This is a genomic window from Bradyrhizobium sp., from assembly GCF_035309285.1.
Classification (GTDB): Bacteria; Pseudomonadota; Alphaproteobacteria; order Rhizobiales; family Xanthobacteraceae; genus Bradyrhizobium.
Map to the genome: position 1 here is coordinate 1 of NZ_DATGFH010000026.1, position 13,470 is coordinate 13,470.

Here is a 13,470-nt window from a genome sequence, read left to right on the forward strand (position 1 = left end):
GTTTCGGCAAGGGCCTTGGCATTCTCAACGACATTCTTCGCGTAGATTTTGAAGTCCGGCCGCAAAGCCTCGCCAAGCGCGACGGCTTTCGCCGCGATGACGTGCATCAGCGGACCGCCCTGCAGGCCCGGGAACACAGCCGAGTTGATCTTCTTGGCAATCGCCTCGTCGTTGCACAGGATCATGCCGCCACGCGGGCCGCGCAGCGATTTGTGCGTCGTCGTAGTCGTGACATGGGCATGCGGGATCGGCGATGGATGCACGCCACCGGCAACGAGGCCAGCGAAATGCGCCATGTCGACCATCAGGTAAGCGCCGACGCTATCGGCAATCTCGCGGAAGCGTTTGAAGTCCCAGTGCCGTCCGTAAGCCGAACCGCCGGCGATGATCAGCTTTGGCTTAACCTCCTCGGCGCGGCGCGCCACGTCGTCCATATCGATGACGCAGGTATCTTTGCGCACCGTGTAGTGCGCCGGCTTGAACCACTTTCCTGAAATGTTGACCGGCGCGCCGTGGGTCAGATGTCCGCCCGCGGCAAGATCGAGTCCCATAAAGGTGTCGCCCGGCTGCAGCAAGGCCAGGAAAACCGCCTGGTTCATCTGGCTGCCGGAGTTCGGCTGCACGTTGGCGAAGTTGGCACCGAACAGTTTCTTGGCGCGCTCGATCGCGAGCGTCTCAGCGACGTCAACCCATTCGCAACCGCCGTAATAACGCGCGCCCGGATAGCCTTCGGCATATTTGTTGGTCATCACCGAACCTTGGGCCTCGAGCACGGCGCGGCTGACGATGTTTTCGGACGCGATCAGCTCGATCTCGTGCCGCTGCCGGCCGAGCTCGCCCTTGATCGCGGCGGCAATCTCCGGATCCGCCTGCGCAAGGCTGGCAGTGAAGAAGGAATCGGGGGCGGAAGCAGTTTTGGCGCTGGAAGATGCAGGGTTCATCGGCGAAATATCCTCAACGCCCGCAACCTCTTAAATGGGATGCGGCCGGTCTTGGGGTGGCGGTCGAAGCGGTAGCGTGCCGATTAGCACATCGCCCCGCCCCGGCCAAGGACTTGCGGTCCAGGCCTGATATTTATGCAAGATATGGTGGGGATTAGGGGACTGACAGCCCGTCCCCTCGGGGTTCCGCACGGCTAGTCTAGGGGCCTCGCGGCGGCCGACGCTCCGAGGCCGGGTGGCCCTTTGCCGCGCCACCGTCCACGGCCGCGTGCGGTATATGAACCGTCACCCGAAGCCCACCGCGGCTGGCAACACCGATATTTTCCAACTCGATGGAGCCGCCAAGCCGCTCAACGGTGCGCTTGACGATCGACAGTCCGAGGCCGCTTCCATCGCCCTGCGGTTGCGAGCCGCGAAAGAACGGTTCGAAAATCCGGTCGAGATCACTGGCTGCAAGGCCTGGTCCGGTGTCCTCGACCTGCAGCACGGCTGCGCCGCCCGAGCGATAGACGCCGATATCCACCCTTCCCCCTGACGGGGTGTAGCGGAGCGCATTGTCCAGCAAGTTTCGGATCATCGCCTCGATCACAACCGGCTCGCCGCGGATCGTGACGGGCTCGACAAGTTCGGACCCGAGATCGATGCTGCGATCGAGCGCCAGCGGCAGCATATCGGCCACCGTGTTTTTCAGGGCGTGATCCAGCGCCACCAACGGCAGTTCAGCACCGGCCGGCCGCGCCTCCTGCCGCGCCAGGGCCAACAATTGCTCAAGCAAATGCCGGGTGCGATGCATGCCTTGTTTGAGCGCCGCAAGCCGGCTCCGCGCGGCCTCCGGGAGGTCGACGGGACCGAGATTCTCGGCCTGCACGCTAAGCGCCGTGATCGGTGTGCGTAACTCATGCGCTGCATCTGCGACGAATCGCCGTTGCTGGTCCATCAAGAGCCGCATTCGCTCCAACAGCCCGTTCATCGCGGCGATGAAGGGATGCAGCTCGCTTGGCGTATCGGACAGCGGCAAGGCCGTCAGGTCGTCGGCCGGTCTCGCATCGAGGTCTTCGGCGAGCCGGATCAAAGGCCGCAGCGAATACGCGATCACCAGCGCCGTCATGATCATCAGGCAGGGAATCAACGCCGCGATCGGCAGCAGCGTGCGAAACGCCATATTACGGGCGGTCGCATCCCGGATCGCGGTAGGCTGCGCGACGGCAAAACGGCTGCCGTCCGCCCGCGTGCGAAGCAAGGCGCGGATCGGCTGGCGGTTGCGCACGGCCAACTGAAGGCCATCCTTGAGGCCGAAGAGGCGGCGATCGTCCAGCGATCCGCGCGGCGTTGTTCCAAGTTCAATGAGGAAGACTTCGGTGTCCTCCTCGACGCCCTGAAGCTTGCCGGTGCTGAAAGTGCCGTTGGCGGCAACGCTTGCGAGCTGGATCAGCACCGAATCCTGGAGTTCGTCGGCTTCCTCGAAGGCCCAGTTGTAGGCGAGCAGGCCGCCGATGGCGCCGGTCAGGACGATGATCGCCGTCAGCCCGATGAACAAGTGCCCACGCAGGGATTTGATCATGACGGGCGGTCCACCATCCATCCGATCCCGCGCACGTTGCGGATCGCTCCGCTCCCGAGCTTCTTGCGCAGGCCGTGGATCAGAAATTCGACCGCGTTGCTCTCGACCTCTTCATTCCAGCCGTAAACCTGCCTTTCGAGCTCGCTTCGCGACAGGATCGTCCCGGGCCGCATCAGGAGCGCCTGCATCAGCGCGAACTCGCGCGCCGTCAGCAGTGCGGATTGATCGAGAAATGAGGCTTCCCTGGTTGCCGGATCGAGCTTGAGTGCGCCGTTGGTCAGAAGCGACGGCGAACCGCTGCCCTCGCGCCGCAGCACCGCGCGCATGCGTGCCAGCAATTCGCGTATCTCGAATGGCTTGACGAGATAATCATCCGCACCGAGATCGAGACCATCGATGCGGTCGTCGACTCCATCGCGCGCGGTCACGATGATGACGGGCAGCCTGCGGCCGCATGCGCGCAACCGCCGAAGCACAGCCCGGCCATCTTGCTTCGGCAGGCCGAGATCGAGCAGCGCCAACTCGTAGGCCTCGCTCTCCGCGGCAAGAATGGCGGTCTCGCCGTCCGTCACCCAGTCCACCGCGTAGGCGGCGTCCTTGAGCGCCTGCTCGACAGCCGCGCCGACCATCCTGTCGTCCTCGATCAATAGAATCCGCATCTTCAACTCTTGGTCCGACGCAAGGCATCAACTCTTCAGTCTCGTGTCCCTGAATTAGCGCCGACTTAGGACGACGTCCCGTGCCGTCGTGCGGCCGCCGCCGGGAAATCTCCGCCGGCTAAGCCGCGACTAAGTCTCCCGCATCACGGTCGGACATCCTCCAAAAGGCAACTCGTTTCGCAAGGAAGAAATGGTCATGAGCCGGGAGCGCCATGTGTCGCCAATGCTGAACAAGGTTCCGGAAGTCACGCTGGTCTTCTGGATCATCAAGATCCTCTCCACAACCGTCGGCGAAACCGGCGCCGACTATCTCGCGGTGCATGTGGGCCTTGGCGCAAACTGGACGGCGGCGTGCATGGCGAGCCTCCTAAGCGCCGCATTGATCCTGCAGCTACGCGCCCGCCGCTACGTTCCCTGGGTCTATTGGCTTACTGTGGTTCTGGTCAGCATCGTCGGCACAGAGATCACCGACCTCTTGACCGATAAGCTCGAGATAAGCCTCTACGTCTCTACCGCCTTGTTTGCTTGCGCGCTGGCGGCGACATTCGCCATCTGGTTTGCGATCGAGCGGACGCTATCGATCAGCAGCATCATCACGACGCGGAGCGAGTTGTTCTACTGGGCGGCCATCCTCTTCACTTTTGCACTGGGAACAGCGGCCGGCGACCTGGCGACTGAGGCCTTCGGCCTCGGCTTCCAGCTCGGCGTCATCGTCTTTGGCGTGCTGATCGGCTTCGTTGCGGTCTTCTACCGGCTTGGCACCGAACCGGTTCTCAGCTTCTGGCTCGCCTACATCCTGACGCGGCCGCTCGGGGCTTCGCTCGGCGATCTGTTGTCGCAATCCCCGAACTACGGCGGCCTCGGCCTCGGCACCGTCCATACCAGCCTCGCCTTTCTGACGGTGATCGTTGCACTTGTGGTCTGGGTGACGTTCGAAGGCGAGCGGACCGAAACCGCCAACCCGGCGCAATGAGCTTCTGCCCGTGCCTTTCACGTGCCGCCCAGGCGAGTCGCCCGCGGGCACGCAACGAGGAGAAATGTCGATGAAGCGAACAATCCTGGCCTTGGCGATCAGCCTGCCAACCCTGACCATCGGCGAGCCACACCAATATTCGGCTCACCGCTTTTCAGTCGTGCCACTGGCGGAAGCAGCGATGTCCTCGAAGCTTGGGGACCTCTCACAGTTCCGCGCCATTGTTGCCGATGCGTCGGCACTTGTCGACAAGGGCGATCTGGCCGGCGCCAAGACGCGGATCAAGGACCTCGAAACCCAATGGGACGAAGCGGAAGCCGGGCTGAAGCCGCGCTCGGCGGCTGACTGGCACACGCTCGACAAGGCAATCGATCGCGCGCTGGAAGCCTTGCGTGCGGCGACGCCCGACCCCTCCAAATGCAAGCAAAGCATTGCCGAGCTTCTCTCCGTCATGGACTCGATCGGGAAACCCTGACCCGCGCCGCGCGTTCGGCAAGGTCACCGACAAAGCCCATAGACTTGCCGGTTGGGTGCCCTGTGAGGAGCATCACTCACGGCATAATCCGCCGATGGTAATGGAATATCCATCGATGAGGGACCAACCCCTCGCTCAACGGAACCACTGCCATGACGCGGCGCGAACACGAGGAACTGCAACGCAAGCTGGTGCGAGCACGCAGGCCTGCGCTCGAACCCACCGATGCTCTCTCGCAAGAGCGGGCGGCGCAGGCGATCGAGGATCTGGAATACCAGCTCTTCGCGGGCCGTCTCGCGGCTCAGGCGATCGAGGCCGGCTATTGAGACGCGGTCTCACTCGATCGTGAAATCAACCCTTGCCGCAACCCGTTGGGCCAGCGTGACCAACGCATAATTGTCTGCCGAAGAGGAGCGAGCCATGACCGAAGCATCGGTTCTCCGGCAGAAGGCCGAAATGTTCGAGCAGCGCGCGGAAAAGGCGGCCGATCCCGTGTCCCGGCAGCATTATCGCGAGATGGCCGCGCACTACCGACAGCTCCTAGTGGAGCACCTCGACGCCCGCGCGCATGCGCACGCCGAGTAAGCGCAATTTGCCCTACCCCTTCACCGCATTCACCTGCGCGCCAAAGCCGTCGCGATTGCAGATGTCGTCTCGGAATTGCACGATCTTGTCGGGCGTCGCCCAGGCGGTGATGTAGACCCAGTGCAACGGCACGGGCTTTGCGACGTTGGCGTCCTTGCGCTCGCCGGACTTGATGAGTTCATCGATTTCGGCTCGCGACCAACCCGGCGTCTCCTGCAGGATCCAGTAGACCAGCGGCGTGCGTTCAAAGCCCCGTATATCCGGCCTTCACCGGATCATTCGAGCCGTCGAGCTCGCGCAAGTAAGTGAGCCCGCACACCGTGAGGCGGTGGGTGTCGCGCTCACCGGCCTCGAACAGTGTCCTGACGTAATCCGTCACTTTCGCTCGCGCGTCTTCCGTCGCTGAGGCTGAGCGCCCCATCATGAGATTGTACGTCTCCATGATGCGGTCGATGGCGGCTTGCATGGATTCCTCTTGTGTGATGTCAGGCAATTTGCGGGGCTTCGAATTCGGCGATCGCCTTGTTGGCGAGCCTGAGCTTGTTCACTTCACCGCTGCGGAAGAGCTGCACGACGATACCGAGCAGCCGCTCGTCGGTGATGAGATTGTCCGGCAGCGCACCTTTGCGGCGCAGATAATTGGCGGCGATGGCGTAGGCGTCGCCCACCACCCCCATATTCATCACCCGCACGCCGCGCTCGACCAGCATGGCCTCTGTCTCCTCATGCGAAGGACTAAAGCCCTGAACGCGGAACTAGTTCCAATTTGGATCGGCCCTTCCTTATCAACACGAAAATGAAGCGCTTGGGACGAGAATATGGCCTCACCCCGGCAGTTGCGCGATCGGCAGACCTTCCACGCCGAGCGCGATGCTGTGAGGATGAATGAACATCGGGCTTTAGGTCCTTGTATCCGCGTGATCATTTCGAAAAGCCGCTGCGCATCCCGCTATCGAAATGCGAGGCTGGTTTTTTGGATCATGCGCCGGTCGAACATGTCGACCGTCGCCCCAAAACGACAGGAGCATCGGCGGCGAAGCGCCACCGATGCTCTCATCCAGGGGGAAGGAAGAAAAAAATGAAGGGCTCGCCGGTCTTCTTTGCGGCCGGCTTCTCACCCTTAGGAGATTCTCAGAGCCGGTACAGGATCTGGTCGGTCCAGAACCGCTCGAGGCGGTGCAGCGACTTGTTCAGCGTCGCGAACTCCTCGTTCGAGATGCCGCCGACCTGCTCGACCGTCTTGACGTGCTTCTGGTAGAGCGCCTCGACGATGCGACGGATTTCCTGGCCCTGCGTGGTCAGGCGGATGCGGACCGAGCGGCGATCAACGCGCGAGCGCTGATGATCGAGGAAGCCGAGTTCGACCAGCTTCTTCAGATTGTAGGAGACGTTGGAGCCGAGATAGTAGCCGCGCGTGCGCAGCTCGCCCGCGGTCAGCTCCTTGTCGCCGATATTGTAGAGCAAGAGCGCCTGCACCGAATTGATGTCGGAGCGGCCACGGCGATCGAATTCATCCTTGATGACATCGAGCAGGCGGCGATGCAGCCGCTCCACCAACGTCAATGCTTCCAGATAGAGCGGCTGCACCGGCGACTGGCCTGCGGCAGCGCGGTCAGCGGTTTCCACCGCCGTCGCAACGGCATTCTTCATGACACTTCCCCTGTTGTCGTTTTTATCGACTTATAATCGACGAAACTTTGGTCCCGCCTGATAGCTGCAACTTAGGGGAGCGGTTTGAAGAACCGCTTAAATAAGACAATAAAGAGAGAATGAATTTAAGACAGTGAATCGCGGATTAAGCCCATGGATCAAGGGCTTTTCGCAACTTCCCATTCACGGTGGGACCGCGATGTTCACGCTTTCGTCCCGCTCGGTGTCGCATTCCAAAACACCCTGGGTCGCGGTTTGAAAGGCGCACGTAAGAGGTGTGGCACGGCGCTTAAGACGGTCAAAACCTTAAGGCGGATTCACCTAAAATTGGAGGCGAGCAGATTTTGGGACAGCCTTCCCGGTTTTCGGCGATCCGTTTTCACATTGCTATGGCGGACGCTCCCGCGCGGCCATCCAGGCGAGCGCGAGATAGGCGGCCAGCATGACGGCCTCGCCACCAACGACCAGAAGGCTGCCGCCGTAGATTCCCGGAAACATCAATTCGATCACCGCCATCGAGACGACGGTCGTGAGCCAGACCACAGCGCCCCAGGGCGTGGCGAGCCAGAGCCCGACCGCGGCGACGAGCTCGATCACCGCGAAATAGACGGTCGCGGCCTGCCAGGCCATCGGCTGGTTTTCGAACGCATCGTCCTCGCCGCCGACGAAGCCCGTGACCTGCGCCCAGTGGTAAAGGCCCTTGATGATCGACAGCACGGCCATGACGCGCAGGAACAGCACGAGCCGCCGCGTCCAGACGTTCTCATCGCCCTCGATCCGCTCGGATGACATCGAAGACGCCATCATGTGGTCGCGCATCATATGATCGCGCATCCTGTCCCGCGCGCCCTCACGCGGCGAGATGTCAGACATGCGCCGGCCCGCCGGCTATCGCCAAATCAGTGTCCATGCCAGCACTCATGGCCCTCCGGCGCGGCAAAATCAACCTACGGCCGCTTTGCTTCTGGTCAAATGACCGGCGCGCGCCTAGATGTTAGAACTGGATAAATTCCAGTCCGCCGGCTTAAAGACGAGGCAATTCCATGGCGATCAAATTCGGCCGTCCGATCGAAATGCGCGACGTGTCGCGGCGCGAAGCCGCAACCGCCGCCCCTGCCCTAGATCTGACGGTCCGCCCGCGCCGAAACCGCAAGGCGGAGTGGGCGCGGCGCATGGTGCGCGAGAACGTGCTCGCCACCGACGATCTGATCTGGCCCTTGTTCGTCACCGGCGGTCACAACATCCGCGTGCCGATCGCCTCGATGCCGGGCGTCGACCGCCTTTCGGTCGACCAGATCGTGCGCGACGCCGAGCGCGCGGCCAAGCTCGACATTCCCTGCCTTGCGCTGTTTCCCTATACCGATCCGTCCTTGCGCGATGAGCAGGGGTCGGAGGCCCTAAACCCCGACAACCTCGTCTGTCAGTCGGTGCGCGCGATCAAGAAAGAGTTTCCGGACATCGGCGTGCTTTGCGACGTGGCCCTCGATCCCTTCACCAGCCATGGCCATGACGGCCTCATCGAGGACGGCAGGATTCTCAACGACGAGACGGTGGCGGTGCTGGTGCGCCAGGCGCTGGTGCAGGCCGAAGCGGGCTGCGACATCATTGCGCCGTCGGACATGATGGACGGCCGCGTCGGCGCCATCCGCGAGGCGCTCGACCGCGCCGGCTTCGTCGACGTACAGATCATGGCCTATGCCGCGAAATATGCCTCCGCTTTCTACGGCCCGTTCCGCGACGCCATCGGGTCCGCCAAGACGCTGACCGGCGACAAGCGCACCTACCAGATGGACAGCGCCAATTCGGACGAGGCGCTCCGCGAGGTCGAGCTCGACATCGCGGAAGGAGCGGACATGGTGATGGTGAAGCCAGGCATGCCCTATCTCGACGTGCTGCGCCGCGTGAAGGATGCGTTCGGCATGCCGACCTTCGCCTATCAGGTCTCCGGCGAATACGCGATGATCGCGGGCGCCGCGCAAAACGGCTGGATCGATGGCGAGCGCGCGATCATGGAAAGCCTGGTCGGCTTCAAACGCGCCGGCGCCGACGGCGTGCTCACTTATTTCGCGCCGCAGGCAGCCGAGAAGCTGAAGCGCGCACGCTGAAGCGTTTCAGGGCGCGGCCTGCGCCGTCGGATGCGGGCCGCAAAAGGCGCGGAGCGCGTCGCGCCGCTCCTTGGAAACCACGGTAATCGGATAGATCGGCACCCGCGTTTCTTGTGCGAAAAACGGATGCGGCCAGGTCTTTCCGCTGAGCCGCCAACCGATCACGCGGCCGATGGCGCCCAGCATCAGCGACAGCTTGATGCCGCTAGAACCGGCCGGCGCCTCGCCGACGGCATATTTCCCCATGATGGCGCCGGTTGGGGGACCGACGACCTCATCCGGTTTCGGCACATCAAGGATCTCAGCGAAGAGACCCACAAACGGCACAGCCGGACCAAGGGTGTTGCCGACCGGTGTGTTGCAGCACTTCGCATACCAGCGATAAAGCCCCTTCGGCGTCAGCCGAAGTCCGACGATGCGATCCTGTCCTTTGGTGAAACTGACCGCGGCGGGCGCGACCTGGATGATATCGCTGCCGCCATTCTTGTTGAGAAGATCGGCGCGGCCGAGCTCATGGGCAAAGGCCTGGCAATCGTCGCAATAGCAGGTCACGCGATTGACGGTCCGTGGCGATGGATCGGTGACGATCCCCCGCACCTCCCCGCAGCGGCAACGCACCTCGACTTGTCCGTCCATGCGTCGGCCCTCGCTCCTCAAGGATGCAATCGCGCTATCCGGCTCAAAATTAGCCGCAGCGCCCGGGTGATCCAAGTCACTCGTGCGTGGCCGCAACGCCGGAATATTTCTTCTTGTTCATGGTGCCGCAGCCTTGCGGCGGCGCAGTCGGTTCCCATGTCCTTGCCCGAGGGGAAAGTCCCTCACGGAGGTGAGGCATGTCCTATCAAGGTCCCGGCAGCGGCGGCTGGCAGAGCGGCGGTCCGCCGAATTATCAGCACGCATACGATCCCTATCTGGAACCGGAGCTGTTTCGCGGCGTGCTGACGCGGCGCGTGATTGCGTTCATCATCGACGTGATCGTGCTGTCGATACCCATCGTGTTGGCAATCCTGTTCATCGCCGTGTTCGGTCTGGTGACGCTCGGGCTCGGCTGGACGCTGTTCTGGCTGGTGTCGCCCGCCTCCGTGATCTGGGCCTTGGTCTATTACGGCACCACCCTCGGCGGACCGCGTTCGGCCACCATCGGCATGCGGGTGATGGACCTGGAATTGCGCACCTGGTACGGCGCGCCCGGCTATTTCGTGCTGGGTGCGGCGCACGCGGTGGTGTTCTACATTTCGATCTCGGTGCTCTCGCCGCTGATCCTGTTGATCGGCCTGTTCAATGCGCGCCGGCGCCTTGCACACGACTTTCTGCTCGGAACCGTGGTTATCAACAACTCTGTTCGTTCGCCGGTCGGCCAGGCCGCGCGAACCTACTAGGCAAACCGATTGACCATCAGCCTCCGCGGCGCGATGCTAGCCCCACTGCTTCGCCCCGGAGGCTCACAGGAATTCCTTGACCCAGCACTCGCGTGACACTCCGCAATTCTACCTGACGGCGCCCTCGCCCTGCCCTTATCTGCCGGGCCGGCACGAGCGGAAGGTGTTCACGCATCTGGTTGGCGACAAAGCGGGCGATCTCAACGACCTCCTCACCCATGGCGGCTTCCGCCGCAGCCAATCCATCGCCTACCGCCCCGCCTGCGACCAGTGCCGGGCCTGCGTTTCCGTGCGCGTGGTGGCGAACGAATTCCGCCCGTCGCGCAGTTTCCGCAAGGTTTTTGCACGCAACGCCGACGTCATCGGCGAGCAGCGCAGCGCGGTGCCGACCTCGGAGCAATATTCGATCTTCCGCGCCTATCTCGATGCGCGGCATCGCCATGGCGGCATGGCCGACATGACCGTGCTGGATTACGCCATGATGGTGGAAGACAGCCATGTCGAGACCCGCATCATCGAGTATCGGCGCCGCGGCCCCGACTCCGGCGTCACCGGCCGCGGCCAGGAGCTGTTGGCGGTCGCGCTGACCGACGTGCTCTCCGACGGGCTTTCGATGGTTTATTCCTTCTTCGACCCGTCGGAAGAAAGCCGCTCGCTCGGCACTTTCATGATCCTGGACCACATCGCCCGCGCGCGGCGCCAGGGCCTGCCTTACGTCTATCTCGGGTACTGGATCGAGGGCTCCAAGAAGATGGACTACAAAGGCCGCTTCCTGCCGCAGCAGCGGCTCGCGCCGTCGGGCTGGCTGCGCGTGGATGCCGCGGGCGACGTCACGAGCGAGCCGCAAGACTAGCGAAGCCACAGACTATCATCACCCGCGAAAAGCGGTTGATCCAGTATTCCAGAGACGTCAGTGCTTGAATCGGTACGTCGCCGCTTACTGGATCGCCCGGTCAAGCCGGGCGAAGACGGTTGGGGGTTCACCCGCTCACATAATCCCACACCAGCTTCGCGTTCAGCACGATGATCAGCGCTGCTGTCATGACGGCCAGCGCCGTGAGCCAGCGGGGCGCCGCATAGGGGCCCATCTTGGCCTTGCTTGCGGTGAACATCACGAGCGGCACCATCGCAAAGGGCAGTTGCAGGCTGAGCACGACCTGGCTCAGGATCAGGAGCTGCCCCGTCGCCCTCTCGCCGGCCCAGATCGTCACCACGACCGCAGGGACGATCGCGATCATCCGCGTCACGAGGCGACGCAGCCACGGCGCGATGCGAAAATTCAAAAATCCTTCCATCACGATCTGGCCCGACAGCGTCGCAGTGATGGTCGAGTTCAAGCCGCAACAGATGAGCGCGACGGCAAACAGCGTCGGCGCGAGCGTCGAGCCGAGCAGCGGTGCGAGGAAGGCATGCGCCTGGTCGAGCTCGGCGACGTCGATCTTGCCTACGCGATGGAACGTCGCCGCGGCGAGGATCAGGATCGAGGCATTGATGACGAAGGCGAAGCACAGCGCGATCGAGGAATCGATGGTGGCAAGCGAAATCGCTTCGCGTTTTTCGGCCTCGGTATCGCCATAGCCGCGCGTCTGTACCAGCCCGGAATGCAAATAGAGATTATGCGGCATCACCGTCGCGCCGAGAATGCCGAGCCCGAGATACAGCATCTCGTGATTGGCGACGAGATCGCGGCTTGGCACGAGCCCGCGGAGCACCGCGCCCCAGTCGGGATCGGCGAGTGCGATCTGCACCGCAAAACAGGCGGCGATCACGCCCAGCATCGCCACCACGAAGGCCTCGATCCAGCGGAAGCCGAACGCCTGCAGCGCGAGGATGAGGAAGACATCGGCTGCGGTGATGATGACGCCGATCCCGAGCGGGATGTGAAACAGGAGATTGAGCCCGATCGCGGTGCCGATCACCTCCGCCAGATCGGTCGCTGTGATCGCAACCTCGGCCGATAGCCACAGCGGCAGCGCGACAGCGCGCGGGAAGGAATCGCGGCAGGCCTGCGCGAGGTCGCGACCTGCGCCAACGCCGAGCCGCGTGCACAGCGATTGCAGGATGATCGCCATCAGGTTCGACAGCAGCGCGACTGTGAGCAGCGCGTAGCCGAATTTGGAGCCGCCCGCGAGCGAGGTCGCCCAGTTGCCGGGATCCATATAGCCGACGGCGACCAGATAGCCCGGCCCCAGGAACGCAAGCAGCTTGCGCCAGAACGATCCCCGGCTCGCCGTCCGCACCGAGCCGAACACGTTCGATAGCGAGGGCTCACCCCGCTCGCCCCGCCAAGCGGGCGCGAGCCGGGCGCCGGCTGGCGCGAATTCCCGAGCTGAATCAGGCTCTAATTCGGATGATCTGGCGTCCATCCGCCGAAGATGGCGTACTTCTCCATTAAATGCAACTCATTCGCAAGAGCATCTAGCCGATTTGGTTAGAGCGCCGGCCTGTCACGCCGGAGGTCGCGGGCGAATTTGCGGGCCCGCCGGCCGCGAATAATGAAAAATTAACCATGATCGCGCCCTGATGAGGCTGCGGCGCAGGTCGCCGACTCGCCGGCAGGATCTGCGCGGCGGCAGTGCTTTCTCCTGAAAAGAGCGCGCCACGGGGGCTTCACCATGCTGTCCACTGAACTCCGTCTCAGGCCGCCATCGCAGGCCCCGATTGCCTGCAAGATCTGCGAGGGCGCGTCCGCGCTTTACGGCGTCGTCGACATGCACCGCCCCTGCGAAATTCCCGGCGGTATGCGCCCGCCCCTCTCCGGCGTGCCCGTCTACTACCGCCGCTGCGCGCGTTGCGGCTTTCTGTTCACCGACGCTTTCGATGATTGGGACCATGAGCAGTTCAGGACGCACATCTACAATGACGGCTACCCTGCGTTCGATCCCGAGAAGCTCACCAAACCTTCGGGCGGCAACGCCGAGGTGGTGGCCAATCTTTGGGCGCCGTTCAAGGCCGAGATGCGCGTCATGGATTTCGGCGGCGGCAACGACGTGCTGTGCAGCGTGTTGCGCGCGCAGGGCTTCAAGGAAGCCGTGACCTACGATCCAATGGTGCCGGACCACGCCACACCGCCGCAGGGCAAATTCGATCTCGTTACCTGTTTCGAGACGCTGGAGCATCTGCCTGATCCCGTCGCCGGCGT

General features: G+C 63.1%; 17 protein-coding genes. 8 read left to right on the plus strand and 9 right to left on the minus strand.

Annotation, left to right across the window (positions count from 1 at the left end; translation table 11 throughout):
• The 3 genes from glyA to VKR55_RS06420 all read right to left on the minus strand — a co-directional run.
• A partial coding sequence (glyA, locus tag VKR55_RS06410) for a serine hydroxymethyltransferase (protein WP_324400887.1) occupies window positions 1-941 on the minus strand: 941 nt, incomplete at its 3' end.
• A gap of 199 nt (window positions 942-1,140) precedes the next feature.
• Complete coding sequence (locus VKR55_RS06415; RefSeq protein ID WP_324400889.1) at window positions 1,141-2,502, minus strand: ATP-binding protein; 1,362 nt, start codon at window positions 2,500-2,502, stop codon at window positions 1,141-1,143.
• The gene (locus VKR55_RS06420) at window positions 2,499-3,161 is read right to left on the minus strand and encodes a response regulator transcription factor (RefSeq protein ID WP_324400891.1); all 663 of its coding nucleotides are present in this window, start codon (window positions 3,159-3,161) and stop codon (window positions 2,499-2,501) included. The genes VKR55_RS06415 and VKR55_RS06420 overlap by 4 nt, the downstream gene beginning before the upstream one ends.
• Window positions 3,162-3,357: 196 nt before the next feature.
• Between VKR55_RS06420 and VKR55_RS06425 the strand changes: the two genes are divergently transcribed.
• The 4 genes from VKR55_RS06425 (at window position 3,358) to VKR55_RS06440 (ending at window position 5,194) form a co-directional block, all read left to right on the plus strand.
• Complete coding sequence (locus VKR55_RS06425; protein ID WP_324400893.1) at window positions 3,358-4,134, plus strand: COG4705 family protein; 777 nt, start codon at window positions 3,358-3,360, stop codon at window positions 4,132-4,134.
• 70 nt (window positions 4,135-4,204) lie between these two features.
• Window positions 4,205-4,609, plus strand: a complete 405-nt coding sequence (locus VKR55_RS06430) for a hypothetical protein (protein WP_324400895.1) — start codon at window positions 4,205-4,207, stop codon at window positions 4,607-4,609.
• A gap of 152 nt (window positions 4,610-4,761) precedes the next feature.
• Window positions 4,762-4,935: a hypothetical protein gene (locus VKR55_RS06435; RefSeq protein ID WP_324400897.1), complete on the plus strand. Its 174-nt coding sequence runs from the start codon at window positions 4,762-4,764 to the stop codon at window positions 4,933-4,935.
• A 94-nt stretch (window positions 4,936-5,029) separates the two neighbouring features.
• Window positions 5,030-5,194, plus strand: coding sequence for a hypothetical protein (locus tag VKR55_RS06440; RefSeq protein ID WP_324400899.1), 165 nt, complete (start codon window positions 5,030-5,032; stop codon window positions 5,192-5,194).
• Between the two features lie 244 nt (window positions 5,195-5,438).
• Here the strand turns inward: VKR55_RS06440 and VKR55_RS06445 are convergent, their stop codons facing one another.
• The 4 genes from VKR55_RS06445 to VKR55_RS06460 form a co-directional block, all read right to left on the minus strand.
• Window positions 5,439-5,660: a hypothetical protein gene (locus VKR55_RS06445; protein WP_324400901.1), complete on the minus strand. Its 222-nt coding sequence runs from the start codon at window positions 5,658-5,660 to the stop codon at window positions 5,439-5,441.
• 19 nt (window positions 5,661-5,679) lie between these two features.
• Window positions 5,680-5,904 (minus strand): hypothetical protein, encoded by a 225-nt coding sequence (locus tag VKR55_RS06450; RefSeq protein WP_324400903.1) that lies wholly within the window; start codon window positions 5,902-5,904, stop codon window positions 5,680-5,682.
• Between the two features lie 421 nt (window positions 5,905-6,325).
• On the minus strand, window positions 6,326-6,844 hold the full coding sequence (gene ldtR / locus VKR55_RS06455) for a transcriptional regulator LdtR (RefSeq protein WP_324400905.1): 519 nt from the start codon (window positions 6,842-6,844) through the stop codon (window positions 6,326-6,328).
• A gap of 387 nt (window positions 6,845-7,231) precedes the next feature.
• The gene (locus VKR55_RS06460) at window positions 7,232-7,717 is read right to left on the minus strand and encodes a DUF6163 family protein (RefSeq protein WP_324400907.1); all 486 of its coding nucleotides are present in this window, start codon (window positions 7,715-7,717) and stop codon (window positions 7,232-7,234) included.
• 170 nt (window positions 7,718-7,887) lie between these two features.
• Between VKR55_RS06460 and hemB the strand changes: the two genes are divergently transcribed.
• A complete protein-coding gene (hemB, locus tag VKR55_RS06465) occupies window positions 7,888-8,949 on the plus strand; it encodes a porphobilinogen synthase (protein ID WP_324400909.1) in 1,062 nt (353 codons plus the stop codon).
• A 6-nt stretch (window positions 8,950-8,955) separates the two neighbouring features.
• Here the strand turns inward: hemB and VKR55_RS06470 are convergent, their stop codons facing one another.
• On the minus strand, window positions 8,956-9,585 hold the full coding sequence (locus VKR55_RS06470) for a DUF6151 family protein (protein ID WP_324400911.1): 630 nt from the start codon (window positions 9,583-9,585) through the stop codon (window positions 8,956-8,958).
• A 197-nt stretch (window positions 9,586-9,782) separates the two neighbouring features.
• On the opposite strand from VKR55_RS06470, the gene VKR55_RS06475 reads away from it, so the two are divergent.
• Window positions 9,783-10,328 carry an RDD family protein gene (locus tag VKR55_RS06475; protein WP_324400913.1) on the plus strand — a complete coding sequence of 182 codons (546 nt, stop codon included), beginning with the start codon at window positions 9,783-9,785 and terminating at the stop codon, window positions 10,326-10,328.
• A 76-nt stretch (window positions 10,329-10,404) separates the two neighbouring features.
• A complete protein-coding gene (locus VKR55_RS06480; protein ID WP_324400915.1) occupies window positions 10,405-11,181 on the plus strand; it encodes an arginyltransferase in 777 nt (258 codons plus the stop codon).
• 127 nt (window positions 11,182-11,308) lie between these two features.
• Here the strand turns inward: VKR55_RS06480 and VKR55_RS06485 are convergent, their stop codons facing one another.
• A complete protein-coding gene (locus tag VKR55_RS06485) occupies window positions 11,309-12,694 on the minus strand; it encodes an Nramp family divalent metal transporter (protein ID WP_324400917.1) in 1,386 nt (461 codons plus the stop codon).
• 249 nt (window positions 12,695-12,943) lie between these two features.
• Here VKR55_RS06485 and VKR55_RS06490 point away from each other — a divergent pair.
• The coding region (locus VKR55_RS06490) for a class I SAM-dependent methyltransferase (protein ID WP_324400919.1) at window positions 12,944-13,470 on the plus strand (527 nt) is incomplete at its 3' end.